Source organism: Afipia sp. MLSD5-FHT05B12 (assembly GCF_058793355.1).
In genome coordinates this window covers 50996-76418 of the sequence record NZ_JBXAFS010000015.1, presented here as the reverse complement: position 1 = coordinate 76418, position 25423 = coordinate 50996, and the positions used below count along the sequence as shown (strand labels likewise).

The 25423-nt window shown below is 57.8% G+C and carries 24 protein-coding genes; 7 read left to right on the top strand and 17 right to left on the bottom strand.

The window, feature by feature from the left end; genetic code table 11:
• Window positions 1-9: 9 nt before the first annotated feature.
• Together AC1Q6J_RS17770 and AC1Q6J_RS17765 are read right to left on the bottom strand one after the other, a co-directional pair.
• Window positions 10-1533, bottom strand: coding sequence for a solute symporter family protein (locus AC1Q6J_RS17770; RefSeq protein WP_492280535.1), 1524 nt, complete (start codon window positions 1531-1533; stop codon window positions 10-12).
• Complete coding sequence (locus tag AC1Q6J_RS17765) at window positions 1530-1850, bottom strand: DUF485 domain-containing protein (RefSeq protein WP_492280534.1); 321 nt, start codon at window positions 1848-1850, stop codon at window positions 1530-1532. Before AC1Q6J_RS17765 ends, AC1Q6J_RS17770 begins: the two co-directional genes overlap by 4 nt.
• Before the next feature lie 350 nt (window positions 1851-2200).
• Here AC1Q6J_RS17765 and AC1Q6J_RS17760 point away from each other — a divergent pair, with 350 nt between their 5' ends.
• Window positions 2201-2494: a LysR family transcriptional regulator gene (locus tag AC1Q6J_RS17760; RefSeq protein WP_492280533.1), complete on the top strand. Its 294-nt coding sequence runs from the start codon at window positions 2201-2203 to the stop codon at window positions 2492-2494.
• Between the two features lie 317 nt (window positions 2495-2811).
• Here the strand turns inward: AC1Q6J_RS17760 and AC1Q6J_RS17755 are convergent, their stop codons facing one another.
• Both AC1Q6J_RS17755 and AC1Q6J_RS17750 read right to left on the bottom strand, forming a co-directional pair.
• Window positions 2812-3162 carry a helix-turn-helix domain-containing protein gene (locus AC1Q6J_RS17755; RefSeq protein ID WP_492280532.1) on the bottom strand — a complete coding sequence of 117 codons (351 nt, stop codon included), beginning with the start codon at window positions 3160-3162 and terminating at the stop codon, window positions 2812-2814.
• Window positions 3101-3505, bottom strand: coding sequence for a type II toxin-antitoxin system RelE/ParE family toxin (locus AC1Q6J_RS17750; protein ID WP_492280531.1), 405 nt, complete (start codon window positions 3503-3505; stop codon window positions 3101-3103). Before AC1Q6J_RS17750 ends, AC1Q6J_RS17755 begins: the two co-directional genes overlap by 62 nt.
• A gap of 290 nt (window positions 3506-3795) precedes the next feature.
• Between AC1Q6J_RS17750 and AC1Q6J_RS17745 the strand changes: the two genes are divergently transcribed.
• Window positions 3796-4026 carry a hypothetical protein gene (locus AC1Q6J_RS17745; protein WP_492280530.1) on the top strand — a complete coding sequence of 77 codons (231 nt, stop codon included), beginning with the start codon at window positions 3796-3798 and terminating at the stop codon, window positions 4024-4026.
• On the opposite strand, the gene AC1Q6J_RS17740 is transcribed toward AC1Q6J_RS17745, so the two are convergent.
• Both AC1Q6J_RS17740 and AC1Q6J_RS17735 read right to left on the bottom strand, forming a co-directional pair.
• On the bottom strand, window positions 3995-4693 hold the full coding sequence (locus AC1Q6J_RS17740) for a hypothetical protein (protein ID WP_492280529.1): 699 nt from the start codon (window positions 4691-4693) through the stop codon (window positions 3995-3997). The two genes, AC1Q6J_RS17745 and AC1Q6J_RS17740, sit on opposite strands and share 32 nt — an antisense overlap.
• Window positions 4690-5814 (bottom strand): recombinase family protein, encoded by a 1125-nt coding sequence (locus AC1Q6J_RS17735; RefSeq protein ID WP_492280528.1) that lies wholly within the window; start codon window positions 5812-5814, stop codon window positions 4690-4692. The genes AC1Q6J_RS17740 and AC1Q6J_RS17735 overlap by 4 nt, the downstream gene beginning before the upstream one ends.
• A gap of 742 nt (window positions 5815-6556) precedes the next feature.
• Here AC1Q6J_RS17735 and tnpA point away from each other — a divergent pair.
• The 3 genes from tnpA to tnpC all read left to right on the top strand — a co-directional run bounded on the left by tnpA (window position 6557) and on the right by tnpC (window position 9027).
• Window positions 6557-7057 (top strand): IS66 family insertion sequence element accessory protein TnpA, encoded by a 501-nt coding sequence (gene tnpA / locus AC1Q6J_RS17730; protein WP_062315319.1) that lies wholly within the window; start codon window positions 6557-6559, stop codon window positions 7055-7057.
• The gene (tnpB, locus tag AC1Q6J_RS17725) at window positions 7054-7413 is read left to right on the top strand and encodes an IS66 family insertion sequence element accessory protein TnpB (protein ID WP_024922028.1); all 360 of its coding nucleotides are present in this window, start codon (window positions 7054-7056) and stop codon (window positions 7411-7413) included. Before tnpA ends, tnpB begins: the two co-directional genes overlap by 4 nt.
• Window positions 7414-7485: 72 nt before the next feature.
• On the top strand, window positions 7486-9027 hold the full coding sequence (gene tnpC / locus AC1Q6J_RS17720; RefSeq protein WP_492280527.1) for an IS66 family transposase: 1542 nt from the start codon (window positions 7486-7488) through the stop codon (window positions 9025-9027).
• A gap of 213 nt (window positions 9028-9240) precedes the next feature.
• Here tnpC and AC1Q6J_RS17715 read toward each other — a convergent pair whose 3' ends face one another.
• Window positions 9241-10392: an iron-containing alcohol dehydrogenase gene (locus tag AC1Q6J_RS17715; protein WP_492280526.1), complete on the bottom strand. Its 1152-nt coding sequence runs from the start codon at window positions 10390-10392 to the stop codon at window positions 9241-9243.
• Window positions 10393-10419: 27 nt separating this feature from the next.
• On the bottom strand, window positions 10420-11178 hold the full coding sequence (locus AC1Q6J_RS17710; protein WP_492280525.1) for a FadR/GntR family transcriptional regulator: 759 nt from the start codon (window positions 11176-11178) through the stop codon (window positions 10420-10422).
• A 125-nt stretch (window positions 11179-11303) separates the two neighbouring features.
• Between AC1Q6J_RS17710 and AC1Q6J_RS17705 the strand changes: the two genes are divergently transcribed.
• Entirely contained in the window at window positions 11304-12509 is a 1206-nt protein-coding gene (locus tag AC1Q6J_RS17705) for an ABC transporter substrate-binding protein (protein WP_492280524.1), read from the top strand.
• Between the two features lie 99 nt (window positions 12510-12608).
• Window positions 12609-13346, top strand: a complete 738-nt coding sequence (locus AC1Q6J_RS17700; RefSeq protein WP_492280556.1) for an SDR family NAD(P)-dependent oxidoreductase — start codon at window positions 12609-12611, stop codon at window positions 13344-13346.
• 38 nt (window positions 13347-13384) lie between these two features.
• On the opposite strand, the gene AC1Q6J_RS17695 is transcribed toward AC1Q6J_RS17700, so the two are convergent.
• The 9 genes from AC1Q6J_RS17695 to AC1Q6J_RS17655 all read right to left on the bottom strand — a co-directional run bounded on the left by AC1Q6J_RS17695 (window position 13385) and on the right by AC1Q6J_RS17655 (window position 25344).
• Window positions 13385-15034: an acetate--CoA ligase gene (locus tag AC1Q6J_RS17695; protein WP_492280523.1), complete on the bottom strand. Its 1650-nt coding sequence runs from the start codon at window positions 15032-15034 to the stop codon at window positions 13385-13387.
• A gap of 73 nt (window positions 15035-15107) precedes the next feature.
• Entirely contained in the window at window positions 15108-16286 is a 1179-nt protein-coding gene (locus AC1Q6J_RS17690) for an acyl-CoA dehydrogenase family protein (protein ID WP_492280522.1), read from the bottom strand.
• A gap of 20 nt (window positions 16287-16306) precedes the next feature.
• A complete protein-coding gene (locus AC1Q6J_RS17685) occupies window positions 16307-17425 on the bottom strand; it encodes a phosphotransferase family protein (RefSeq protein ID WP_492280521.1) in 1119 nt (372 codons plus the stop codon).
• Window positions 17426-17653: 228 nt separating this feature from the next.
• On the bottom strand, window positions 17654-18823 hold the full coding sequence (locus AC1Q6J_RS17680) for an acetyl-CoA acetyltransferase (protein WP_492280520.1): 1170 nt from the start codon (window positions 18821-18823) through the stop codon (window positions 17654-17656).
• Window positions 18824-19218: 395 nt separating this feature from the next.
• Window positions 19219-19932, bottom strand: a complete 714-nt coding sequence (locus AC1Q6J_RS17675; RefSeq protein ID WP_492280519.1) for an ABC transporter ATP-binding protein — start codon at window positions 19930-19932, stop codon at window positions 19219-19221.
• Window positions 19925-21643 carry a branched-chain amino acid ABC transporter ATP-binding protein/permease gene (locus tag AC1Q6J_RS17670; RefSeq protein ID WP_492280518.1) on the bottom strand — a complete coding sequence of 573 codons (1719 nt, stop codon included), beginning with the start codon at window positions 21641-21643 and terminating at the stop codon, window positions 19925-19927. The genes AC1Q6J_RS17675 and AC1Q6J_RS17670 overlap by 8 nt, the downstream gene beginning before the upstream one ends.
• Window positions 21640-22518 carry a branched-chain amino acid ABC transporter permease gene (locus tag AC1Q6J_RS17665; protein ID WP_492280517.1) on the bottom strand — a complete coding sequence of 293 codons (879 nt, stop codon included), beginning with the start codon at window positions 22516-22518 and terminating at the stop codon, window positions 21640-21642. The genes AC1Q6J_RS17670 and AC1Q6J_RS17665 overlap by 4 nt, the downstream gene beginning before the upstream one ends.
• A 6-nt stretch (window positions 22519-22524) precedes the next feature.
• On the bottom strand, window positions 22525-23697 hold the full coding sequence (locus tag AC1Q6J_RS17660; protein WP_492280516.1) for an ABC transporter substrate-binding protein: 1173 nt from the start codon (window positions 23695-23697) through the stop codon (window positions 22525-22527).
• A 105-nt stretch (window positions 23698-23802) separates the two neighbouring features.
• The gene (locus AC1Q6J_RS17655) at window positions 23803-25344 is read right to left on the bottom strand and encodes a class I adenylate-forming enzyme family protein (protein WP_492280515.1); all 1542 of its coding nucleotides are present in this window, start codon (window positions 25342-25344) and stop codon (window positions 23803-23805) included.
• Between the last annotated feature and the right edge of the window lie 79 nt (window positions 25345-25423).

The following is a 25423-nucleotide window of genomic DNA, read 5'->3' as shown; positions in this document are numbered from 1 at the left end:
AGACGTGATCTACTTCGGCGCGACGCCGGTGTGAACCTGCAGCGAGAAGTCGTCGAAACGCGCTTCGTTATCGGAATCGCGACCGTAGAGTATGGTGCCGAGATAGCAGCCTAGGAAGCCGAGCGGCAACGAGACGACCGTCGGATTGACCAGGGGCCACAACGCGTCCGCTCCCCGCATTGCAGGCCCGATCATGGCCAGCGCCACCGACGAGGCGAGCCCGAAGGTCATGCCGCCGACCACGCCACCGGTGTTGAAGCGCCGCCAAAACAGCGACAAGATCAGCACCGGGAAGTTGGCGCTTGCAGCAACGCAGATCGCAAGAATCACCAGCACCGCGACGTTGACGCCCTGTGCGAGAACGCCGAGCACCATCGCCAACACACCAATGGCGATCGCCGCCCAGCGTGCGATCAAGACTTCCTTGTTGGAGTCGGCTTTGCCCTGCATCATCCAGTTGGCGTAGAAATCGTGCGCGATAGCGCCCGATGTCGACAGCGTCAGCGCCGAGACGACCGCGAGGATGGTCGCGACCGCGACCGCCGCGACAAAGCCGAGCATAAGATCACCGCCGAAGGTACCTTTGCCGCCGCCGAGAAATTGCGCAAGCAGCGGCAGCGTCAGATTGCCGCCGCCACCGGCGGCCTTGATCGCATCCTGTCCGACATAGGTTGCGGCGGCGAGACCGAATAACGTCGTTCCGGCAAAGAACGAACCGGCAAGGAACATCACCCAGACGACTGAGCGGCGCGCAGTCTTGGCGTCCGGCACCGTGTAGAACCGCGTCATGACGTGCGGCAATCCGGCAAGGCCGAGCACATAGCCGAGGCCCAGCGAAATCTGATCGAACGGATTTTTCAGATAATTGCCGGGCAACATGTAGGTCGCACCGACTTTCGCCTCGGCATTATCAAACAGCGTCAGCGGATTGAACTTCACCAGCATCAAGATCATCACCAGAATGATGGCACCTGCCGCGAGCATCAGCACGGCCTTGACGATCTGAACCCAAGTCGTGGCGATCATGCCGCCAAAGCCGACGTAAACGATCATCGAGACGCCGACGAAAATAATCGACCAGTCGTAGGAAATGCCGGTTAGCAATTTCACCAGCACACCAGCTCCGGCCATTTGCGGCATTAGATAAGCAAAGTTGACGACGACGGTACCGACGATGGTCGCCAGCAGCGAGGTGCGGGTTTTCATCCGACTTTGAATGACATCGCCAAGCGTGTATTTGCCGCTGTTGCGAAGCGGCTCCGCAATGAGGAAGAGCACCGTGCAGAAGGCGACCAATGGACCGAGCGCGTAGAATGCGCCATCCATGCCGAACAGCGCGGTCAAGCCGGTAAAGCCGAGAAAAGCCGCGGCGCTGCACCAATCGCCGGCGAGAGCGAAGCCATTTTCGGCTGCGGTGAGCTGGCTGTCGGCGGCGTAAAAATCACTTCTCGTCTTGGTGCGCTTGGCTGCCCAGTAGGTGATGCCGAGCGTGATGAGGAGGATGACAATGAAAATCGAAAGTGTCGTGCTCATCGCGAGGCTCCCGTGCCGGAGATGGCAGCGGCGGCCTTGGCGGCCAGCGGATCGAAAACGTTGTTGGCGACGCGGACATAGACGATCGCGAGAACCCACGAGAGCACATAGTTGAGCGTGATAAGGAGGTATCCGACATTGAATGCTCCGGCGACCTTGATGCCCATGATGCTCTTGCCGAATCCGGCGAGCACGGTGAGACCGATGTAACCGACCATGAAGATAATCGTCATCGGCACAAGGTATTTTAGCTTTTCGGCGATTAGCGCCCTGATTGAAGCGTGCGCCGCCTCAACCGATTTTGCATTTGCAGCCATGAAGTTTCCCCCGGGTTGTATTTGGTTTGGCGTTTCAGCGTTCGGCCTGTGCAATGTTGGTGCGTGGCAGCGAAAGACGGACGCGCGCCTGCCCACGGGGGCGAGGCACAAATCGGGCTTTGCTTGGCGCGAACCAAAGCTTGATCGCAGTGGCGATAAGTCCGGCGTGGATGTCGAAACCGCCGGAATGCTCGCTCCCTAGAAAATTTTCGTGCCGCATTGCAGCGGATTGAACCGGCCTTCACGATTGCGAGGATCGGCTAGTTCGTCTTTACGAGCATCCTGCAAAGTGACAAAATTAATTAAAGCGATGGTCTCAATCGTATTTTATAATGATGGAGAAAGCGGCGATGAATTTTGACATCGATTGCCTGCGTGCATTCGTGCTGGTCGCCGACAGCATGAGCTTTTCTCGCGCAGCCGAGACAGTCGGTCGTTCGCAATCCACCGTCAGTCAGCAAATCAACAAGCTCGAAGTTCAGGTCGGCAAGAGCCTGCTCGGCCGACGCAAGGGGCGCGTGCTTGAACTGACATCCGAAGGCACAAAGCTCCTTCAATATGCGCGGCGCATCATGCAGTTGAACGACGAGGCCTATCTGCCTGCGCTGCCCGAGATCGTGAGCTGCGCTAATGCGTCTCCATAACGTCCGTAACAGATACGGCCATGGCCCCGAGCGTTTGCTAAGTCGGGTACAGCGGAACAGGATGGGGTTGTTCGGGAGCAGAACCGGCGACTTGAAGGCCTGGTTCAGAACTCTGGCTAATACAGCTCGTCCAGACCTAGGGTCCCGTCAGATCAGATCCAGAGTCCAGTAAGACAGAGGCCGTTTGGGCCGCTTATGCTGGTTCCAATGCAGGACGATGAGGAAGGTTTCCTCCAGTATTATTATACCTAACTGTTTGGGTAAATTATTGAGATTTCCGACAAGTTAACAGGCACACACAATGCAACCAAAAACCTTCAGGCAAGCTCCAGCTCCAGGCGCGCCTCTTTTTTGGTTTTGGCTTCCGACACCTCGATGCGCACTTTCTCACCCAAAGCGTTCAAATAAGAAAACAGCCGGTCATAGGTGTATCCGCTAAACTGCCCTCTCAGGAGCTTTGAGACATCAGGCTGAGCCAGACCAAGACGAGCGGCCGCCTGGGCCTGGGTCAGGTCCTTGGCTCGAATAATATCACCGATAGCGATCACAAGATCGGCCTTGACCGAATGAGCTTCAGCGTTCGACAACCCAATATCAGCAAATACGTTACCGCTGCTTTTTACGACCTTTGCCTTGCTTTTCGCCGTCTTCTTTTTTTCTACTTGCATAAGCCTGCTCCGCCATTTTTAGACGCTGCTGAATTTTCTTGATCTCGAATTCCGGCGTCTTGATGCCGCTTTTCGATTTCTTCTGAAACGCGTGCAGAACATAGATCACGCCTTTCATCTTAACGGTATAGACGCCTCGATAGGTGTTGCCATCGAAGTCTTCAATGATTTCGAGAACACCTGCTCCGCCGAACCCCTTCAGCGGCTTTGCATCGATATGCTTGCCGCCTTTCTGGGCAGTGCGCAACGCAAAGCCCATAGTCTCCTTCACCTTCCTTGGAAAGGCAGACAGGTCATCCCTAGAGGATCCGACCCATTCGATCGGAGTATCGCTATCACTCATTTCGAATATAGTAATTATACTATAACTGATCGGAAGTCAATCGAACACGACAGCTATGCGCACTTGCTGGTCGCAATCTCATCGAAACCGTTAAATAGGAAGCTTGTAGTAGCACTCCATCGGCCCGGCGGGGATAACAGTGCCATTCAGCATGGCCCCTTACTGGCATTGGAGGCTACTCAGCATCACAAGATGCTCCGTATCCGCCCAACAACGCCATAAGATTGCTCACAATCTGCTCGACTTCAGCAGCACAGGAAGCATGTGTGGTGGTCCGTAAAGGAGCTCCCATGACCGGCATCCCAGAAAATCACGTCGTCGCAGCGCTCATATCAGAAGTCCGGGCCAAGCTGGAAGAAGCCCACAGCATCGCGCAAGCTGCCGAAATCTGCGCCCGCGCTGGCAATGTAGGCCGCGCGGTGCAGATTCTGGCGGATTTTGAGGGACTCGGGCACGAGGCACAGGACCTGTTCAGGGCGGCTCTTGCGATCAAGCGTAACCTGCTTGCCGACACCATCTAGTTCTGACCGGGCCCGCGTCGGCTCCTCCCCGCCCCGCATTGCGGTCGGCGGGTTGGGTCAGTGCAACGCTGATGTTGCACTCGTCCCGAAGGAGCCCCATGAACATCCAGAAACTCAAGAAGACCAAAGCCGGTGCAAAACGCAAACCGATCGTAGCAGCACGTCGGCCATCGAAGGTTGCAAAAGACGCTTGCTCGCCGAAGGCAAAGCGCCCACGAGCGCAAAATGCCGTTAGGCCATTAACAACAAGGGCGTAAAAGGAGTCCATCGAGTCGCAGCGGTAGGCGTCGAGATATATTCCGTTATCCTCGGTGAGCTTTAGAAGATTCCCATCAATGTCGATCCGCGGCAGCAGGTAGTAATCGAACGCATCAACGTTATTCCCGTCCATGCGTATCGCGACCGTAATATCCGCCTGTAGGCTCGCATCGATGCGTATTTTCCAGCGCAGGTGGCCGCCGGGCGTACGCAGGCATCTCGCGATGACGACCGATGCAGTGAATTCATCGTTCACGGTGAGGAGATCTGTCAACGGGTCACAGACAACCGTACCTGCCAACGATTCGATCGTTCGCGTCGCCTCCGACACAATCGCCAGGTACATTGTGCGCAGGGCCCGGTTGGTCTCAACATAACGATAATCGCGCGACGGTGTGAAACCAATCATTTGATAAGCGCGAAGCAGACTTCCGAAGCGACTACGATACGCCGAACTGGACGGCATGTCCTCGATTCGTCGATCACCAATCCAGACAACCAGCCCTTTTGCACCAGCAGATGGCTCAATCGATCGAGCATTTCCTGATCAGAAAGCCGTTTGGTGCGCTCGGCGATAATGTGCTGTGCCGCTTCAAAGAAATCGGAATCGATAATTGCTGCGAAGGCGCCGTCAGCTCTAACCCATGCGGACGGATCGTTCACCGTCCGTTGCTGCTTCAGTTTGAAGGAGATGCGGTTATAGACATTGTTTCCGATATACTTTTCATTCGAAAGAATTTGATGGACAGTGCCCCTCGTCCACGAGCGACCGAGATCGCTAACAATACCCTCATCGTTCAGCAGCGCAGCAATTTCAACTTCCGACATTCGTTTGAGAACGAACAGTCTATAGATACGCTTGACCGTTGCGACTTCTTCTGGAGGGCCCGAGACAAGGATCACGCGATCCGTTTGTAGACTTTTGTGTTCACCCCGACGAAGAACCATCTTCGGCTCTCTACAATCGTCGATCAATTGACGCCGAAGACCATAACCTGGCGCCCCGCCCTGCCGAAAGCCTAGAGTGGCGAGACGACATTGACCCGCGGAAACCTTCGCTGAAAGATCTCGACTATACTCACCAGCCATCGCGCGCTTCATGTTTTTTATGATCGTCGCAGCAAGGCTACCGTCGTTTTCAAACTGCTCAGCGCAGTAGTGAACTTTAATACCTGCTTCCTTGCAGATGAATTCATAGTAGGCGCTTTCGTCAGTATCCTGAAAACGTCCCCAACGGCTGACATCGAAAACAAGAATTGCTTCGAAATCCGCCTTTCCGTTTTCGACGTCGGCAATCAGACGCTTCAGCGCTTCGCGCCCATCAACTCGTAGACCGCTCTTCCCAGAGTCAGCGTAGGTCTGTACGACCGTCATGCCGTGCGTCACTGCATACGTCGCGATCGCGTCCGACTGGTTTTCGGTCGAGTACTTCTGATGCTCTGTAGACATCCGGACATACTGCGCGGCGCGGATCGCAGCGCCAACACGCGCAGGCGAAACCTTGGGATGTGCGCGTCGACGCGTTGCCACAACAGAGAACCGACCGAGGGGGTGCCGAAGCAGCCGCCGACACCCTACGCAAATGAGCAATTAGAGGATTACCTCCTTACAGCCGAATAAGATATTGCGCGGTATTTGCGAAGCAATTGCGCAAACTTCGAGCGTTCCATCATGCCAATAAGCTTGCCCGCCGCGGAGCAAATTGCTGAGATTCAATGAAAGCAAGCGCAGTAGAGACGGAAATTTCTCGTGTTCTGGCCAGCACTCAGTGTGATCGAACCGGTCTCTGGCCCAACTCCTCTGAAAACGGGAATATTTTGTGAGAGGGGCGGAGAATACCGGCCGATTTCAGTCGGGCTGGCGGAAAATCGGTCTCTGCAGAGAATGCCCTGGCGCGAAAAGCCCACCATTGGCGGCCCTTTTTCGCAACTAACAGAGAAATTCTCTAAATCACACACTGGCTGGCTGGCGACGCAGTGGTGATCGGACCGGTCTCCACATGAATTCCCTGCTAACAGGGAATTTTACAGGGAAATATGCGATTTCCCGGTCAACAAGGACGATTTCTGAGCAAGAAACTGCTGCGTGGCAGCGACTTTCCGAGAATTCCCTAAGAAAAATAACAGGGAATGTAACTTGATAGATCAGGGAACTCTGCAACAGGAACAGCGAATTGGGCCTTTCGGGGTAAGCGCTGAATTCTTACACGCTTGAATAGGCTTTGGCGGACGCGATCTGTTCTCGCTCTCGATTTGTAGATGAGGAGAGCGAGATGGCGAGCGAGAACGGAGTGTGGAGACGTCAGGGCGAGACTTTCTGGCGGGCACACCATGAGGCGTGGAAGCGTAGTGACTTGAACCAACGGCAGTATTGCGAGGCGGAGGGTATTCCGCGCAAGGCCTTCGAGAACTGGCGCGCGATTTTTAAGACTGAGCCGCAGCCTCCGGAACGCAAGCTGCTTTACCGGCGGCGCAACTTAAGTCCTCCCTTTAGTCCGCCGCTTAGTCCTCTCGTTAGTCCGGGGGCTTATCCCTCCTCGTGGTCGGGAGCGCCGATCGTGGCGCGGCCGCGTGAAGGCCATCGACGACGCTTCAACGAGACTGACAAACGTCGAATTCTCGACGAGACGTTGCAGGGAACGAGTGCTGCGGAGGTTGCACGGCGGTATGGTATCGACAGCCGTGTTCTGCGCCGCTGGAAGCAGGAGCTGGCAGGCGTGACGGCGCCAACCTTTGTCACGGTAGAAGTCGCCGATGCGGAGGCTCTGTCATGACGACCTTGCTTCCCCCGAACGTGAAGGTCCATCTGGCCCTGGGCTTCATCGATATGAGGAAAGGCATCGACGGCCTCGCCATGCTGGTCCAGGGCGTGCTGCGTCAGGATCCGTTTACGGGCCACCTGTTCGTGTTCCGCGGCCGCACCAGAGCCAACCTCATCAAGATCATCCACTGGGATGGCACCGGCTTTTGTCTGTTCACCAAGAGGCTTGAGCATGGCGTCTTCCTGTGGCCGCCGAGCATCAAGGCGGACGAAACGCTGTCGCTGACCTCGGCACAGTTGTCGCTGCTGATCGAAGGCGTCGACTGGCGCGCGCCGGAGCAAAGGTGGCGTCCAGCAATCGCGGGCTGACGCTGCGACTGATTGACTCGATGAGACAAGCGGTGCAGCGAGAACGCGGCGAGTCAGTTAATCTCTATCGTCATGGACATCGATCTCGCCGCTCTACCGGACGATGTGGAAACGCTGCAGCAGCTGGTGCGCTCGCTCGCAGCCCAGCGTACCAGTTTGCGCGAGGCGAATGCCGAGATCGAACGGCTTAACTTCATCATCAAGAAGTTCCAGCACAGTCAGTTCGGCCGGCGGGCTGAGCGGCTCGATGACGACCAGTTGCAGCTCGGCTTCGAGGATCTCAATGTCGATCTTGCACGGATGGAAGCCAGGCTTCTGCCTTCGTCCACTACTAGCAAGACAACGAAGACGCAAAGCGAGCGGCCGAGCCTGCCGGCGCACCTGCTGCGCGAAGATGTCCGGCTCGATATCGACCACCAGACCTGCACCTGCTGCGGAGGCAATCTACACCTGATCGGCGAGACGACGAGCGAGATGCTTGACCACGTGCCGGCACGGCTCCGAGTTATCCGCATTTGCCGGCCACGTTACGGCTGCCGGGCCTGCGGGACCATCCATCAGGCATCGGCTCCAGAGCGCCCGATCGCCAAGGGCCTCGCGACCCCGGCTCTTCTGGCTCATGTGCTCGTCTCCAAATACTGCGATCATCTTCCGCTTTACAGGCAGAGCCAGATCTTCGCCCGGCAGGGCGTCGAGCTGGATCGTTCGACCTTGGCAAACTGGGTCGGTGGCGCCTGCTGGTGGCTTGAGCCTCTCCAGGCAAAGCTCGCCGAGCACATCTTCGCTTCCGGGAAACTATTTGCTGACGACACGCCGATCCCGGTGCTCGATCCCGGCCGCGGGCGCACCAAGACGGGTCGACTGTGGGTCTATGCTCGCGATGACAGGCCCTGGAATGGACCTGACCCGCCGGCCGCCCTCTATCTCTATAGCTCCGATCGCAAAGCTGAGCGTCCCGCTTCTCATCTGACGACGTTCAGTGGCGTCGTGCAGGTCGATGGGTACCCCGGCTTCGATCGGCTCCGCGAAGGCGGTCGCATCCAGCTTGCGGGTTGTTGGGCGCACGCCAGAAGAAAATTTTACGAGGTGCAACAGGCGACCGCGTCGCCGGTCGCAGCCGAGGCGCTGCGGCGCATCGCCGAACTCTATGCAATTGAGACGTCCATCCGCGGCCAACCCGCCGCTGCGCGGCAGAGCATGCGTCAATCAGCGTCGCGGCCACTGGTTGCTGATCTAAAGGCCTGGCTCGACCAGCAGCTCGCTCGACTCCCGCCCCGCGGCGGCCTCGCCGATGCAATCCGCTATAGCCTCACTCGCTGGGATGCCCTGTGCGGATTCCTCGACGATGGCCGTATTGAACTCGATACCAATACCGTCGAACGGGCAATCAGGCCCATTACACTCGGAAGGAAGAATCACCTATTCGCCGGGTCAGATGGCGGAGCTGATCGTTGGGCGACCGTCTGCTCGCTCATCACAACCGCCAAGCTCAACAATGTCGAGCCCTTCGCCTATCTCAAGGACATCCTTGAACGCATGTCCGCCGGACATCCCATGAGCCGGATCGACGAGCTGCTTCCATGGAATTGGCGGCCAAACGCCGCCCTCAACTGAGGCTACGTGTCAGCATTCAACGCTTACAATCTTACCAACGCATAATCGAGATCGCCGGCGGATAAGGTTTTCGATAAGCACAGGTAATTCAACGCCAACTATTACGGTGTGCAGATCAGAGCCGTATGACGCGCCCGACCGCAAAGACCTCGTCTGGATCAACGTCACAACAACGGCGTCAGAACGCACCGATCACGCCCAAGCGTTTCGCGTTCAGTACTTTCCATCCCAGGCCATTTCAAGAATTTGCATCGCCTCTTGAGCTGTGGCGATGGTACGCGGATTTGCCTGAACAAACGGATTGGCGAGCGAACTTTGTGCAATCTTCGGAAGCAATGATCTTTCAACTTTGAGATCGTGAAGATTCCGCGGCAGACCAAGCCGTGCGACGAGACCGGCAACAACCGCCACGGCACTCTCACCAGCCCCGCCGAGCGCGCTGGAAATCTCGGCGTACCTGTTTCCCACAGCGGGAAAATTGTACGCCAGCACAGCCGGCAACAAGACGCAGGAAGTGTAGCCATGCGGCACACCCCCCAACGCTCCCAGTTGATGACCAATGCCGTGAGACGCGCCGTAGCGCACCCGGCCAAGACCCGCTGCAGCGAGCCAGACACCCATCTGCCCCTCGGAGCGAGCGCGCCAGTCCTCCGGGTTTAGTTTTGAATTTGGCAAGCCAAGCGCAAGTTGTCGCAGACCATGCAGCGCGGTCCCGTCGCTGAAGGGATTTGCATCCGGCGAAAGAAACCCTTCTACCGCATGATCAATGGCGCGCATGCCTGTCGATAGCCACAACCAAGGCGGCGTGCGTGTTGCGAGATAAGGATCGTAAATCACGGTGGCTGCGCAAAAATATGGAGCGCGGAACATGTGCTTGATTCCGCTTTCCGGATCGACGCCTCCGCCAATGACGCCGAACTCCGCCCCGGACAACGTGGTGGGAATTGCAATTGTCCGGTACGGCGGCAATTTGTCGGAGCTTCCAATTTGCACCGCTGTATGGCGCAGGAGCTCGCCTTCACTGGAGAGACCATGTGTCAGGGCAAGGGTCGCGATCTTGACTGAATCGATGGCGCTTCCACCGCCAATGACGACAACGAGATCAGGCCTCGCTGGTCCGATGATTTGCGCCAGTTTGGCGACCAATGGCAGCGGCACATGGGCTTCGATCAAATCGGAATGACCGACGCACACAGCCCCCAACATCGAAATGATGTCCTGGACCTGGGTGGATTCTGTGAGACTGCGCGTTGAAACGACGAAGACCCGCGTGGCCCTTCTTCGCTCGACTTCGGCGATGACCGCTTCGGCAGCGGCGGCCTCGAATACAATGCGATTCTGGTCGATATAGTCGAAGAATCGCATCGGCAGTGGCCTCTTTCCCAGGTCGCTTCAGGCAGCGTTGATCTTGCCCGGCCAACCGACCGGCGCATCGATATCCAGACTTGCAAGCTCATATCCGCGACGAAAATCAACGACGTGCTTATCCATCCACTCACGCGCAACTGCCGCATCGCGGCTTCGGAGCGCCTGCAAAATCTTCTCGTGGGCAAAAACAAGACGTTCTCCCGCGTTCAACCGGGAAAATACGTTCAAAAATGCCGGGTAGAAGAGTTGGCTAATCGGCTGGCGACAAAGCTGAAGCGCCCGGTTGCCAGATGCTGTCGCAATCAACTGGTGAAATTCGATATCGAGTTGCACCAGGCTCTTCTTGTCTGCGTAAGCCACGCGCGTCTTCTCAACGTTCTCCTGCAGAGCGTCGAGGGTATCTTCCGAGATGCGTGACGCGGCGCCTTCGACAAGCGCTGGCTCGATGCAGCGCATACTTTCCCACAGCTCGAAAAAGGTAACCTCCTGCAGCACGATGGCCGCGGTTATCTTCGATGAAATATCGGCTTCGCGGGGTGCCGTAACGTAGAGAAGCTTTCCGCCGTCGTGCCGCCGAACCAATCCGTTCTGCTCAAGGACACGAATGGCTTCCCGGATGGTTGACCGGTGAACGCCAAGATCCTGAGCCAAGGTGGTCTCTGCCGGCACGCGATCGCCAACAGCCCACTCCCCTGACATGATTTTTGTTTCGATGCGCCGCACCACCGATCGATAGGCCGGCTCGTTTGACACGGGAACAATTTCAACATCTAAAAGGGACATTTTGTCCGACAACTCCCGCATGAGAATACAGCTATAGAGCAAAACTGCGCACTTTTCCAGACTTGTTGGTTTGACAAACGCTCGTTCAGAGGCATTATTGTCCGACAATAAATTGGGAGGAGTAAATGACAGTTTTTAGAAAGCTCGGCTTCGCCGCCGCATTGTGCCTCACCACACCGGCGCTTGCGCAAGTTTCCGACGGCGTTGTGAAAATCGGCGTCCTGAACGATCAATCCGGCCTCTATGCCGACATCAGCGGGCCGGGATCGACACTTGCAGCCAAAATGGCCGTCGAAGACTTCGGCGGGAAAGTGCTGGGCGTGCCGGTCGAGGTTATCTCTGGCGATCATCAAAACAAGCCCGACATTGGCAACGCCATTGCGCGACGCTGGATCGATAACGAGAAGGTCGATGTCATCGTCGACGTCCCTCACTCGGCGACCGCACTTGCGGTGTTGAGCGTTACAAAGGAAAAGAACAAGGTCCTGCTGCTGTCCGGCCCAGCCTATGTGGAATTCACCGGAACACAGTGCGCTCCTACGACAGTCCACTGGACCTATGACAGTTACGCAATGGCGAACGGTACGGCACGCGCCGTCGTTAAACAGGGCGGCGACAGCTGGTTCTTTCTGACCGGCGACAACGCCGGAAGCCATTCGCAGGAGCGTGACGCCATGGCGTTCGTTCAGAAAGCGGGAGGAACCGTCGTCAGCAACGTCCGACATCCGCTCAACACCTCAGACTTTTCCTCATTCCTGCTTCAAGCCCAGCAGTCCAAGGCCAAGGTGATCGGTCTTGCGAACGCCGGCGGCGACACGGTGAACGCGATCAAGCAAGCCAATGAATTCGGCTTGACCGCGAGTGGTCAGAAGCTTGCAGGCCTCCTGATGTTTATCAGCGACGTCAAGGCGGTCGGGCTCGAGCAAGCCAAGGGCTTGATCATCACCGACGCTTTCTATTGGGATGCGGATGAGCGCACCCGCACATGGTCCCGTCGGTTCATGAAGCTGCATGGCGGCCGAGCGCCGACTTCAGCACAGGCCGGTGTCTACAGCGCCGTGGGGCACTATCTCAAAGCGATCCAGGCGGCCGGCTCGGATGAAGGGGTAGCCGTCACCAAAAAAATGAAAGAACTGCCCGTCAATGATTTCTTCAGCGACAACTACAAGATCCGACAGGACGGAAGGCTGGTGCGAGACATGTATCTCTTGCAGGTAAAAACCCCGGCGGAGTCGAAAGAGCCGTGGGATGTGTTCAAGATTTTGGCCCGGATTCCCGGCGATGAGGCTTATCGGCCGATGGCCGATGGAAAATGCCCTCTTGTGAAGTAAATCATGTCCGCGGGGGCGCGAGACTCAATGTCTCGCGCCCCTCTAAGCTATGATCGTTGGGGACATAGCAATCCGAACGTTAGCCTCGTGGAGAAGACGATGAACGAATTGGACTACAGCAACAAAAATGCGCTCGTCGTTGGAGGATCTAGCGGAATCGGAAATGCCGTTGCGCAATCGTTCAGAGCGAAAGGCGCAAATGTGCATGTCTGGGGCACGAGGCCACATGCAGCTGACTACGATACCGAAGAAGGCTCCAATCTGGGCGGTCTGCACTATTCGCAGGTCGACGTCTCCGATTTCGGCACCATTGAACAGTTCAAACCGGACTTTGACCGGCTCGATATTCTGGTTCTCTCTCAGGGCACCGTTCTGTATGGGCGCCGCGAGTTCGAGATGGGCGGATTTCAGAAAATCATCGACGTCAATCTCAACAGCCTGATGGCGTGCAGCCTGAAATTCCACGACATGCTCAAGGCCAGCAGCGGATCGCTGATCATCATCAGCTCAACGGCCGCCTTTCGCTCGACGAAAGGAAATCCTGCCTACAACGCCTCCAAGACCGGGGCGTACGGCTTGACCCGCACACTCGGCGAAGCGTGGGCGGAAGACAACATCAGGGTCAACGGAATAGCACCAGGCCTTGTCGATACAAAACTGACCAAGGTGACGACCGCAAACCCGAAGCGGCGCGAAGGCGTGGAACAGAAAGTACCACTGAAACGCTTGGGCCGGCCCGAGGACATTGCGGGCGCAGCGCTGTTCCTCGCCTCACCCCTTGCCTCCTACATCATTGGACAGACCATCATTGTCGACGGCGGTTTGACGCTCGCCTGATCACCATCGCGGTCGCAGGCCTCAATCAGGGTTTTCCATCAAGTGCCCGCGCTGTGCTGCGCGCGGGCCAGTTCGCGATCCCGCAAGTCGCGCCGCCGGATCTTTCCTGTAATCGTCACTGGAAGTTCGGAAAGATACTCGATCGCACGTGGATACTTGTAGGGAGCCGTCACGGACTTAACGTGGTCCTGCAGTTCGCGCGTCAGTTCCGGTGACGGCACCACGCCGTCACGCAGCACCACGAACGCCTTGACGATCTCACCTCGCTCGACGTCCGGGCTCCCCACCACGGCGCAAACCTGGACCGCTTGGTGCTCGAACAACGCATTCTCGACCTCGAGTGGGCCGATCCGGTAACCGGCCGAATTGATCATGTCGTCGGAGCGGCCACGATACCAAAGATACCCGTCGGCATCCCTTTCCGCACGATCACCGGTCAGATACCAGCGACACCCATCGCTGCCGTTGAGAATGCATGCTTCGGTTTTCTCCGGATCCTTCCAGTATTCCAGCATCACCTGCGGATTTGGAAGCAGGAGCGCCAAATCACCCTCGCTGCCAGGCGGCAGCCGCTGCCCTTGCGCATCAATAACGTCGAGGTCAGATCCGGGCGAGGGCCGCCCCATAGACCCATAGCGCACAGCTTCGGTCGTGTAGTTCAACGCAACCATCAGCGCTTCGGTTTGTCCGTATGCCTCGTCAATGCGGATACCTGTCGCGTCTTCCCACCGCGAGGCGATCACCGGGTTCATGGCCTCGCCAGCGGTCACCACGCGGCGCAAGGAGCCGATGTCGCGGCCCCTGACCTCATCGACGACGCGCGACAGTTCCGTCCCAGGTGCGCAGTACACCGTAATGTTGTGTTTACGCAAAAGGCGGAGGCGCTCCTTGGGTACGAACGGGCCATCATAGAAAAAAGAACAGGCACCGCAGCTCAGCGGCCCGAAGAGAATGCTGGTGCCGGCCTTTGCCCATCCGGTATCAGCAGTGCACCAGATGGTCTCCTGAGGGCGCAGATCCAGCCAATAGATGGCAGAAACACGCCAGGCGTAAATAGCCCTCGACGCGTGAACGACGGCTTTCGGATGGCCGGTCGATCCCGATGTGTAATACATAATCGCGGGATCATCCGCGTTGACGATTGGCGCATCGATCGTCTTCGACGCGCGTTCGCACTCCACCTGCCAGTTGAGCCAACCCTGCGCCTGGCCCGTTGCGAGCCGCACCGGAATACTTGCTTCTACCCCATCAAACTTCCTTGCATGCTCGGGTCTGCAAATCGCAGCCTTAACTTCAGCGTTCTTGACGCGATACTCGATGTCGCGCGCCGTCAGCATCTCGATGCAGGGAATGGGAACCGCGCCAATCTTCATCACCGCGATTATGGAGATGAACCATTCAGGCAAGCGCGGCAACATGACGATGACGCGATCGCCCTTGGTCACACCGCGGGAGCGCAATACGTTGGCGAGCCTGTTCGACAGCAGCGAGAGGTCCGAATAGCTGTACGCTTGCTCTTCGCCTGCTTCGTTCTCCCAGATCAGCGCTGGGCCATTTCGCTCACGCGCCCAACGGTCGATAACATCGATACCGAAGTTGAAGGTCTCGGGTATATCCCATCGGAAGGCGGCACACATCGCGTCGTAGCTTTGCTCCGAATGCTTTTCGGACGCCCATACATCACGCATCGCTTTCTCCCTGCCTTTCAATTTTTGGCATCGGCCGCTGTGTCGCGACCTTTTTGCGCTCACCTATCTCGGACTATTTCACATGGCCTCGCACAAGTCGGCGCCCGATCGCCCATCGATGCACTTCCGACGGACCGTCATAAATTCGAAAGGCACGCACATCGCGATAAAATCGCTCGACGATTGTATCCCGCGTTGTGCCGAGGCCGCCGAGAATTTGGAGCGAGCGGTCTGCGACGCGTGCGATCGCCTCCGAGCAGATAACCTTGGCCATCGAACTTTCTGCCGAGGCCTTCTCGCCCTTATCGAGCAACCAGGCGGTATGCCAGATCGTCAACTGTGAGGTATGGATGTCCATGGCATTGTCCGCGAGCATGAAGGATACACCTTCATGTTCCCCGAGGACTTTTCCGAATGCCGTCCGACGACGCGCAAACTCGGTAGCGATTTCCTGCGCTCTGATCGCAGAGCCTAACCAGCGCATGCAGTGCGTCAGCCGTGCGGGCGCAAGACGAATCTGCGCGTACTTGTATCCTTCGCCGATTTCTCCAAGGATAGCGTCTGATGGAACGCGCAGTTGGTCAAACCGGACCACGGCGTGACCGCCCGTGAAACTTGAATCGATCGTATCGAGCGTCCGCTCTATCTTGATTGCATCATCGGACATGTCGGCGAGGAACATGGTTGCCCGGCCATCGGCTTCCCCACCGACCACCTTGGCCATGATGATGGCAAACGCTGCGCCCTCGGCTCCCGTGATCAGCCATTTCTCCCCATCGATCACCCATGTATTGCCGTCGAGTCGCGCTGTCGTAAGGAGCTGACTTGGATCGGAGCCTGCCCCCGGCGAAGGTTCCGTCATGCAGAAGCATGAGCGGCCAGCCCCGGTGGCGAGCGGCCTCAGATAGCGCTCGCGCTGATCAGGACGCGCGACGACATCAAGCAAGTGCATATTGCCTTCGTCAGGGGCCGCACAATGCAGAGCGACCGGTCCCAGCATGGAGTATCCCGCAGCCGTAAAAACCGCGGCTTGGCCGAGATGTGACAGGTCTTGGCCGCCATATTCCTTTGCAACATGCGGCGCGAATACGCCCGCCTTGCGTGCCAGATCATTCAGCTCGCGGCGCAGGTCGTCCGTCGGACCGTGCGACGTCCAGCGCTCATCCTTCTCATAGGGAACGACAATATCGCGGACGAATTCCTTCACGCGGGACGCAAGTTCCAACACCTGCGCCGGAACGGAGAAATTCATATCAAGGTCTCGCGGATTCATCAGATTCCTTTCGTCGATCCAGAAGCGATGTCTTTGGCAAGGAGCAACAGTGCTTCACCAACATGAGCGAAGTCTGCATACCGCGCGTCATTGACAGCGCCATTCAAAAATTGCCGATGCAATTGCAGAAAAACGACGCCCAGCTTGAAGAGAGCAAGAACGCGCATCGCGGGAAGGCCGTCGAGATCGATACCCGTCAGCGCGGCATAGCGCTTCGCCACGTCATCACGGCGCCAGAACCCCGGCAGCGACGTGGGCATCTGCTTGAGTTGCAACAGGGCGGCGGGATCGTCGGGGTCAACCCAGTAGCTCAGAAGCGTTGCGAGATCGAACAGCGGGTCCCCCCGTGTGCCCATGTCCCAGTCAACCAGCGCGACCGGTGCAAGCGTCGCCGGATCGAGGATCAAATTATCGAGCTTGAAGTCACAGTGAAGGATCGTCGGTGGCCGCTCGCGAAAGCGTTGCCGAGTGAGCCAGCCCGAGATGTCATCGACAAGCTTGCGCGCGCCGGTATCGCCGGCAACGAGCGCCCCCCTTTTCGACCACCCGGCAATCGCGCGGGCCACAAATCCTTGAGGGCGACCCAAATCTTCCAGACCAACGGCTCGCGCATCGACGTCGTGCAGCGCAGCCAGGGTCGACACCAGGGTTTCGCTCAAAATCGTAGGAGCGTTTGCATAGGACTGGAGCAGTGACATATCGGCACCGCGCACAACAAGGCCAGGCCGATACTCGATCAACTGAAACGGTACACCGATGACGCCTTTGTCACCGCAGTAGTGCAGACTTTTCGGAACAAACGACAGCGCATGAGACAGGCACGATAGAATGCGATGCTCACGGGCCATGTCGTGGGCACCCGGAGGAAGTTCGCCATCGGGCGGACGACGAAAAACCGTCGGCTGATCGTTAATCGTGAGCAGATAATTGCGGTTTGCGAGACCACCGGCAAACTGGCGCGCCGGTTCTGTCGGATCGAAGCTCATCCCATGCGCGGAGAGATAGCGCGCGAGCGCCCCCCAATCGCTTGGAGCAGCATCCCACGGTGCCAGGAGTTCCCGATTTGCGGTCGATTTCAGGACGCTCATCTGCAAATCGTCCGCGCGTTCGCTGCGCATGCGAAAGGCATCCTTGATATTATTGTCGTACAATAATATCTAAATCTGCCACCAGACTCCCTGTCAAGGCGCAAAATTTGCGAGAACTACAGGAATTCCCTATTTATTGTCCGACAATTTTAGGCTGAATTACCCACGGTGTTTCCGCGGCAACCCTGAACTGACAGTCGCGGCGCTTAGGCCCATAGGATTTCAACCGCAAGCTGAAACCCGCTGGACCTGCCGTGCCTAGCGCGCGGGCTCAAGAATCGAGACGTAGTTCGCGACCGCCGCGCCGCCCATATTAAAGATGCCCGCAAGCTGAGGGTTCTTCAGCTGCATCCCCTCAGGTGCCTGGCCGGTGAGTTGCATCGCGCTCATCACGTGCATGGACACACCGGTTGCACCGATCGGATGGCCCTTTGCCTTCAATCCGCCGGACGGATTGATTGGCAGCTTGCCGCCAATTTGCGTCCAGCCTTCCTTGATCGCGCGCGCACCCTGCCCCTTCGGCGTCAGCCCCATTGCTTCGTACTCGATCAGTTCGGCGATTGTGAAACAGTCGTGGGTTTCCACGAAGGATAGATCCGAAAGCCCGACACCCGCCGCCTGCAATGCCCGCGCCCAGACCACAGAGCAGCCTTCGAAATCGACGATGTTACGCTTCGACATCGGCAGAAAGTCCTGTGCATGCGCCGTTGCCTTGAAGGACACAGCTTTGCGCATTGTCTTTGCAGTCTCTGCATCAGTTATCACCAACGCGGCCGCGCCATCGGACACCAGCGAACAGTCCGTACGCTTCAGCGGCCCGGCGACGAATGGGTTCTTCTCGCCCTCCGAACGGCAGTATTCGAAACCGAGATCCTTGCGCATCTGGGCATATGGATTGGCTACGCCGTTCTTGTGGTTTTTCGCGGCGATCATCGCCAACGCATCGGACTGATCGCCATAACGCTGGAAGTACTGTTCGGCAATTTTACCGAATACGCCGGCAAATCCTCCAGCGATCTCACCGTCTTCGGGCAGATACGACGCTCTCAGCAGATTGCGGCCGACCTCGGGACCTGGCGTTCGGCTCATCTGCTCAACGCCAACCACCAGAACAACACGGGCAGCGCCCGCCTGAATTGTCTTGATGGCCTGATGAACCGCCGCCGATCCGGTCGCGCAAGCATTTTCGACACGTGTGGCTGGCTTGAATCGTAACGCGGGGTCTGCCTGCAGCACCAGTGCGGCGGTAAAATCCTGCGGCGAGAATCCCGCGTTGAAATGCCCGAGTATGATTTCATCGACGTCACCAGGAGCGATACCCGCGTCGACCAACGCATCGGTTGAAACGCGGACAATCAGGCTTTCGACCGTTTCCGCATCCATTTTCCCAAATGGCGTGTGCGCCCAACCGACGATCGATGCAGTCATAGTTTCACCCAAAGTTACGAGATGTTGCGGGGATGCCTCGAGCATTCTCGCTCGGTTCTATACGATAATCAACTCAAGCGTCCGAATCAGGATGCGCCGATTTTTCTCGGCTACAGATGCCGTCTGCGATCCTAGTCAGCTTTCCAACTGAGGCCTCGCGCCACCACGCAACGTTTCGGCTATTTTCCTATCAATGGAAATTGTTTCGAAGAGCAGGGAGTTTCTAAGCCCGAAGAGGGAAATGGCGACGCTACTACGACGGCCGAACGGCGTGCCGTCCGCCGATCTACCAACTAGACAGGCCCAAGCTAAACGACGAAGCGCAGAAATGCGGCCGCCCAAGCAAAGGCGGCAGACGTGACGTTCGACTACCTAAAAGGAGCAGCTAGATTCCCTTAGCTCCCCAGATACAGCCGCACCAGATCACTATTCGACCGCAACTCCGATGCAGTTCCGTCAAGCACCGCTCGCCCCTGTTGCAGAACATAGCCGCGATCAGCGATATCCAGTCCAAGGGCTGCATTCTGCTCCGCGACAAGCACAGTCACGCCGGATTTTCGGGCAAGCTGAACCAGCCGTTCGGCGATTTCGTCCACAATGCGCGGAGCGAGACCAAGGGACGGTTCATCCAGAACCAACAAGCGCGGCGAACTCATCAACGCGCGTGCGATCGCCAGCATCTGCTGTTCACCTCCACTGAGTGTACCGGCAACCTGATCGAAACGGCCGCCCAGCCGCGGGAACATCGCAACCGCCTCGTCGATGGCGGACTGCAAGAGAGCTGCCCGCAACCTCGACTTTGAGTAAGCGCCAAGCTCGATATTCTCCCGAACCGTCATCTCCGAAAAGACGCCGCGCCCCTCGATCACCAGGGCGAGCCCTCGCCGAACCCGCCCCGCAGCATCGAGACGGCAGACATCCTCACCAGCGAATCTGATCTCGCCCTTCTCCGGGCGTATAAGCCCGGCAATAGCATTCACCGTGCTGGATTTACCTGCGCCATTCGCGCCAATCAGAACAACAATCTCACCCTCAGGAACGTGAAGATCGAGATTGTCCACTGCGAGGAGCGCGCCGTAACGGACCTGCAGTCCCCTGACGTCAAGCATGCACGTCGCTCCTCTCGCCCAAATACGCACTCCGGACCGCAGGATCGGCGATCACCGTTGCTGGACTGCCATCAATGATCGGTGTGCCGCTGTTCAGGACCAAGATACTGTCGGATAGCGGAAGAACCAGGCTCATGATGTGATCGACGAGAACGATCGCGCGCCCCTTCTGCTTCTCCTCGCGCAATAGATTGGCCAACCACTCAATCTCCGTGGACGACAGGCCCGCGCCGGGCTCATCCAGCAGCAGCAGGCGCGGGTCGGCCGCCAGCGCGATGCCGATTTCGGTGAGCCTGCGCTCGTATTGATTCGTCTTCTCCGGGAAAGCTTGCGCCACGCTCACAAGATCAAGCTGGCGCAGAACCCTGCTCGCTTCAATCTCGCCGGACCGGCCGTGGATGGAAGCACCCAACAGCATGTTCTCGTAGACGGTTAGCGTCGGGATCAGGCGGGCGTGCTGGAATGTGCGCCCCAGTCCGCGACGGGCGCGCTGGTAGGCCGGCTCCCCCTCAACAGCATGCCCGCAAAACTCGATCTTGCCACGGTCGGCTGCGATGGCACCCGAGACTATCGCCAGCGCGGTGGACTTTCCTGCGCCGTTGGGGCCGATGATGGATTTGATCTCGCCCGCGCTGACATCAAAGCCCAAACCCTTGACTGCTTGCACGCCACCAAAGGCCTTTTCGATGTCCTTGACGGAGAGAACGCGTTCTCCATCGGAAGATTTCACCCGTGTGACGGGTGTCGCGTCGACGGGGGTGAGCAAGGAGCGCCTGCGGACAAAGCCGGCAAGGCCGCTCGGTGCAAATAACATGATGATGGCGAGGATCGATCCGAAGATCACCGGCTGCCACGTCGCAGCTTCGCGCAGCAACTCCGGCATCCAGCCTAGCAAAACGACCCCGAGAATGCCGCCCCAGATGCGTCCCATCCCGCCAACAACGAGCATAATGACGATCGTCAGCGAATAGTTCAGGCCGAACGTATCGGGCGCCACGAACTGAACATTGTGAACGTACAGGCTTCCGCTCAATGCGGCGATCGAGGCGCTTGCAACGAACACTGCGACCTTAAGTAAGGTCACGTCAATGCCCCGCGCCGAAGCTGCCGTTTCGTCCGCGTGGATCGCGCGCAGCTTCAATCCCAGACGGGAGTTTGCCAGATTCCAGACCAACAGAAGAACGACGGCAACAACGGCGAGCACAAGATAGTAATAAACGAGGGGGTCGCGCAGGATGTAGCTGCCGACTTTAAGCCGAGGGATAGAGATTACGCCGGAAGATCCGCCGCTCCATTGCGACGTGACACGGATCGCCGCATCGAACATCACGGGGAAGCCCAGCGTCGCCATCGCCAGATAGTATCCGCGCAGGCGAAGCGTCGGCACTGCCACGATTGCAGCCAGCAATGCCGCAGCGAGCATGCCGACGGGCATCGCCGCCCAGCCGGACCAGCCCGCCTTCGTGGTGAGGAGGCCGGACGCATAGGCGCCGATCGCAACAAAGATGCCATGGCCGAGCGAGAGCTGCCCCGCATATCCGAGCAGAAGATCGAGCCCGATGACCACGAGAATGTTGAGAAGCAGAAACGTCCACACACCGAGGACGTAGGAATCCTGCGAAACGCACGGGATGACGGCGAACGTCGCCAAAATGCCGAGCGCAGGCCCTTGCTTCATCCACTCGGCAGCCGCATAAGACCGCGCACTCATCGGGCCGATCCCGGCTCGGTTCGACCAAACAGACCTTGAGGCCTAACCAGAAGAATCAACAGAAGCGCGAAGAAAGCGTACGCATTTTGAAGGTCGGATGATATCAGCCCGACGCCCAGTCCTTCGAGTAGTCCCAATACCAGTCCGCCAATCACCGCACCGAACGGATTGGCCAGTCCGCCGACGATGGCGGCGGTAAATCCCTTGATCGCCAGAATGACACCATTGTCGTACGACATCATCTGCGACGGCGTGATGAGCATTCCAGCCAGGCCACCGATGGCAGCGCTGGCCACATAGGCAAGCAGAACCATCCGACGCGGCCGGATACCGACGGTCTGGGCCGCTCGGCTGTCGTTGGCGCAAGCGCGCATTGCTTTGCCCACCATCGTTCGAAACAGGAAGACCCACAACACTGTGCACACGACGGCAGTCATGGTCAGGATCGTCATGGTCGCATAGTTGACGCTGGCTCCGAGCACCTTGATTGCGCCCTGCGGATAGAGCGCGAATGTCTTGTAGTCGGTACCCCATATCTGATGAGCGAGCCCTTGCAGGGCTATAGCCACGCCGATTGTGGTCATGATGTAGGTCAGTTCATTGCTGCCTTTCCGTGCCGTTGAAAGTAGCCCCTGCAAGGCCCCTCCCATGACGATGCTCGCAGCCAGCGACAGCGGGAGGGCGACGGCCGCCGGAATGTCGAATATGGTCAACGATACGGTGGCGAGTCCGCCGTAAACGACGAACTCGCCCTGCGCAAAATTGATGACCTTGCTTGTGCTGTAGATCAGGCTGAATCCAACGCCGATCAGCCCGTAGACGGCACCGATGGCAAGTCCTCCAGCGAGGAACTGCGGAATTGCACCCCAATCCATGGCGGCTTACTTCTCGTAATCGGCGAGACGCCAGCCGTCCTTGCCAGCGATCATCATTACGAGCGCGTCGCTCTTCAATCCGCCGTGATCCTGGGCGCTGAAGTTGAAGACACCGGTGACGCCGACATAGTTCTTCACCTTGTTCTCGAGCCAGTCGCGAATTTGTGCGCGCTCGCCATTGGTCTCGCGAATCGCTTGCAGAATCATGTTGGCGGAGTCGTAGGCCACGCCGGCGAACATGTCCGGAGCCATACCGAACTTCGCCTGGTATTTGGTAACATACGATTCCGATACCTTCTTCTGGGGATGCGTGTTCGGCAGTTCGCTCCACACCAAAACAGGAGCTCCCACGATCGGCTGCCCGATCACTGCATCTCCGACCGCGCTACGGAAGGCGTTGTTTGCCTGGCCATGACCCGAGATGATCGGGGTCGCCAATTCGAGCTCGCGAGCATTCTTGTAAACGATGGCCGATGGCGCGCCGAGACCATGCATGAAGATCGCGTCCACCCCAGCCGATTTTAGCTTAGCGAGTTGCGGCTTAAGATCGGTCGAGTTGGCTGGAAACGATTCCTCGCGATCGAGAGATACGCCTGCGCTTGTGGCGAGCTTGCGCATGTTGTCGCGCCCGTCCTCGCCATAGGCGTCCGCTGAATAGAGAATTCCGAGCTTCTTCCATCCCGCACGCCGGGCGTAATCGAGCACCTTGGCCACGGAAAGATCGCCGCCTTGGCCAGGGCGAAATACCCATTTGCGTTCGGCGATTGGCTGAATCACGCCGACACCCGACACCGGGCACAACAGTGCGACTTCCGCCTCAGTGACGATTGGTATCGCAGCCATCGCGCCGCCCGTCCGACTTGGTCCGACAATGGCCAGCACCTTCGCCTGATTGATCAACTTGCGAGCAGCAAGAACGGTATCGGTTTCGGTGCTCTTGGTGTCCTCGAAGACCAACTCGATCTTGTTGCCGCGAATTCCACCAGCCTGATTAGCCTCTTCCACCGCAAGTATGACGGCGTTGTGTTCGGGCTTGCCCAGGAAGGACGCACCACCGGTAACGTCGAGCATCGCACCAATCTTGTAAGGCTGCTGCGCTATAGCAGGTTGCGCGAAAGCCGTAACCGCCGCCGCAGCGAGCGCGAAAGCCGCGCCGCGAAAATAGTGTGATGGCTTCATAATGATTGTTCCTCTCCGGTATGTTTTCTGTTTCTCAGCTCTTTTGAGACTGTTTGCAGCTTTCGGGGTGCTGCTTTTGATCTCTGTCTCGCGGCCGTTGGGTCGTCAGACCTGGATGTCCTGCTTCTCCCAGTAGGCTTGCCGGACATCACGCCTCAGGATTTTTCCGAACGAAGACATTGGGAGTTCGTCGCGGAAGTCGATTTTCTTAGGCACCTTGAAGTTCGACAACCCGGCCTTGCAGTGCGCAATCAGATCCGCCTCCGTCGCGGAATGCCCCTGCTTCAGCACGACGGCAGCCACAACGATTTCACCCCACTTTGGATCGGGCGCACCGACAACCGCGACCATGTTCACCGCGGGATGCTTGTGCAGGACATCTTCGATGTCGTTAGGAAAGATGTTTTCGCCGCCACTGATGATCATGTCCTTCTTGCGATCGACGATGTAGAGGCACCCCTCCTCATCGAATCGTCCCATGTCGCCGAGCGTAAAGAAGCTGCCGCTACGGGCGCTGGCCGTCGCCTCCGGATTGTTGAAATACTCGCGGATAAGCGTGGCGCCGCCGATATGAATCTCGCCGACCTCGCCTTGCGGGACGGACTTGCCGTGCTCGTCGCGCAGTTCAACGAACATCCCGACAACCGGACGACCGACGGACCTCACCTTGCGTTGCTGATCGGCCGGACCGAGATTCGTGACCAGCCCGACTTCTGTACCGCCATAGAACTCGTTGAGACCTGCGTCGGGAAGCCTCTTGAGAATGGACTCCTTGATGTGTGTAAGCAGCGGCGAACCGCCACTGATGACGATACGTAGCGACCCAAGATCAAATGTATCGATCTCCTCGCTCGTCATCATCGCAGCCCACATGGTCGGCACCATGAAAGCCCATGTCGCCTTGTAGCGGTCAATCAGGCCGAAAACATTGGCCGGAGTACTATCACTGGAGACGATGACGGTACCGCCGCAGAACAGTTGAAGCAGAGCAAATAGCGCCGGCGCCTCGTGAAACAATGGCGCTGCAACGAATTCTTGATCCTCCGCGGTAATGCCGTAGATCGTCGCCATACGACGCAGGCAATCGGCAAATGCCCGGTGTGGATTGACGCATCCCTTTGGAAACCCGGTCGTACCAGACGTGTAACCCTGAAAGTAACAGGCATCGAGATCGGCCAGCACATCAGGTCCGGATTCGTTGCCGGCCTCTACCAAGGCTTCATACGAATGCACCCCGTTTGCTCCCGGACCGTCCGAGACAATGTAACGATCGCCTATCGACGGCATCTTGTCGCGAAGCGCGTTGACAGTGTCGGCGAACGGCGCGTCGTACACCAAAGAACTCGCACCGGAATGATTGACGACATATTCGATTTCGCTTGCAACGAAGCGAAAGTTTAGTGGCACCACGGCAACGCCCATCAGCGCGGCGACATGGTAAAGCTCGAGATAACGGCTGCTGTTCTGCATCAGGAGAGCGACACGGTCACCCGGCTTGATTCCGACCTTCGCGAATGAGTTCGCGAGGCGGCGTACACGCGACCACAACTGCCTGTATGTTTGCGATCCAGCGCTCGAAATGATGGCGGTCTTCTCAGGCGTGTAGGTCGCATACCAGTGCAACGCGTCGCCAATACGGCTTGGCATGGCGTTCTCTCCCCTCGACATTCGCTTTTTATTTCAAACGATCGTACGTTTGGTTATTTTTGGTGTCAATGAAACGGCG

What these genes read in the sequence shown, in the direction of transcription:
- AC1Q6J_RS17660 (WP_492280516.1), bottom strand. Translation starts at nt 23,697, where the DNA reads ATGAAGCCATCACACTATTTTCGCGGCGCGGCTTTCGCGCTCGCTGCG.
- tnpC (WP_492280527.1), top strand. Translation starts at nt 7,486, where the DNA reads ATGGACATCGATCTCGCCGCTCTACCGGACGATGTGGAAACGCTGCAG.
- AC1Q6J_RS17675 (WP_492280519.1), bottom strand. Translation starts at nt 19,932, where the DNA reads ATGCTTGACGTCAGGGGACTGCAGGTCCGTTACGGCGCGCTCCTCGCA.
- AC1Q6J_RS17690 (WP_492280522.1), bottom strand. Translation starts at nt 16,286, where the DNA reads ATGAATTTCTCCGTTCCGGCGCAGGTGTTGGAACTTGCGTCCCGCGTG.
- AC1Q6J_RS17670 (WP_492280518.1), bottom strand. Translation starts at nt 21,643, where the DNA reads ATGAGTGCGCGGTCTTATGCGGCTGCCGAGTGGATGAAGCAAGGGCCT.
- AC1Q6J_RS17685 (WP_492280521.1), bottom strand. Translation starts at nt 17,425, where the DNA reads ATGCGCAGCGAACGCGCGGACGATTTGCAGATGAGCGTCCTGAAATCG.
- tnpA (WP_062315319.1), top strand. Translation starts at nt 6,557, where the DNA reads ATGGCGAGCGAGAACGGAGTGTGGAGACGTCAGGGCGAGACTTTCTGG.
- AC1Q6J_RS17710 (WP_492280525.1), bottom strand. Translation starts at nt 11,178, where the DNA reads ATGTCCCTTTTAGATGTTGAAATTGTTCCCGTGTCAAACGAGCCGGCC.
- AC1Q6J_RS17750 (WP_492280531.1), bottom strand. Translation starts at nt 3,505, where the DNA reads ATGAGTGATAGCGATACTCCGATCGAATGGGTCGGATCCTCTAGGGAT.
- AC1Q6J_RS17760 (WP_492280533.1), top strand. Translation starts at nt 2,201, where the DNA reads ATGAATTTTGACATCGATTGCCTGCGTGCATTCGTGCTGGTCGCCGAC.
- AC1Q6J_RS17745 (WP_492280530.1), top strand. Translation starts at nt 3,796, where the DNA reads ATGACCGGCATCCCAGAAAATCACGTCGTCGCAGCGCTCATATCAGAA.
- tnpB (WP_024922028.1), top strand. Translation starts at nt 7,054, where the DNA reads ATGACGACCTTGCTTCCCCCGAACGTGAAGGTCCATCTGGCCCTGGGC.
- AC1Q6J_RS17695 (WP_492280523.1), bottom strand. Translation starts at nt 15,034, where the DNA reads ATGCGTGATGTATGGGCGTCCGAAAAGCATTCGGAGCAAAGCTACGAC.
- AC1Q6J_RS17655 (WP_492280515.1), bottom strand. Translation starts at nt 25,344, where the DNA reads ATGCCAAGCCGTATTGGCGACGCGTTGCACTGGTATGCGACCTACACG.
- AC1Q6J_RS17705 (WP_492280524.1), top strand. Translation starts at nt 11,304, where the DNA reads ATGACAGTTTTTAGAAAGCTCGGCTTCGCCGCCGCATTGTGCCTCACC.
- AC1Q6J_RS17700 (WP_492280556.1), top strand. Translation starts at nt 12,609, where the DNA reads ATGAACGAATTGGACTACAGCAACAAAAATGCGCTCGTCGTTGGAGGA.
- AC1Q6J_RS17755 (WP_492280532.1), bottom strand. Translation starts at nt 3,162, where the DNA reads ATGCAAGTAGAAAAAAAGAAGACGGCGAAAAGCAAGGCAAAGGTCGTA.
- AC1Q6J_RS17770 (WP_492280535.1), bottom strand. Translation starts at nt 1,533, where the DNA reads ATGAGCACGACACTTTCGATTTTCATTGTCATCCTCCTCATCACGCTC.
- AC1Q6J_RS17665 (WP_492280517.1), bottom strand. Translation starts at nt 22,518, where the DNA reads ATGGATTGGGGTGCAATTCCGCAGTTCCTCGCTGGAGGACTTGCCATC.
- AC1Q6J_RS17740 (WP_492280529.1), bottom strand. Translation starts at nt 4,693, where the DNA reads ATGATTGGTTTCACACCGTCGCGCGATTATCGTTATGTTGAGACCAAC.
- AC1Q6J_RS17680 (WP_492280520.1), bottom strand. Translation starts at nt 18,823, where the DNA reads ATGACTGCATCGATCGTCGGTTGGGCGCACACGCCATTTGGGAAAATG.
- AC1Q6J_RS17715 (WP_492280526.1), bottom strand. Translation starts at nt 10,392, where the DNA reads ATGCGATTCTTCGACTATATCGACCAGAATCGCATTGTATTCGAGGCC.
- AC1Q6J_RS17765 (WP_492280534.1), bottom strand. Translation starts at nt 1,850, where the DNA reads ATGGCTGCAAATGCAAAATCGGTTGAGGCGGCGCACGCTTCAATCAGG.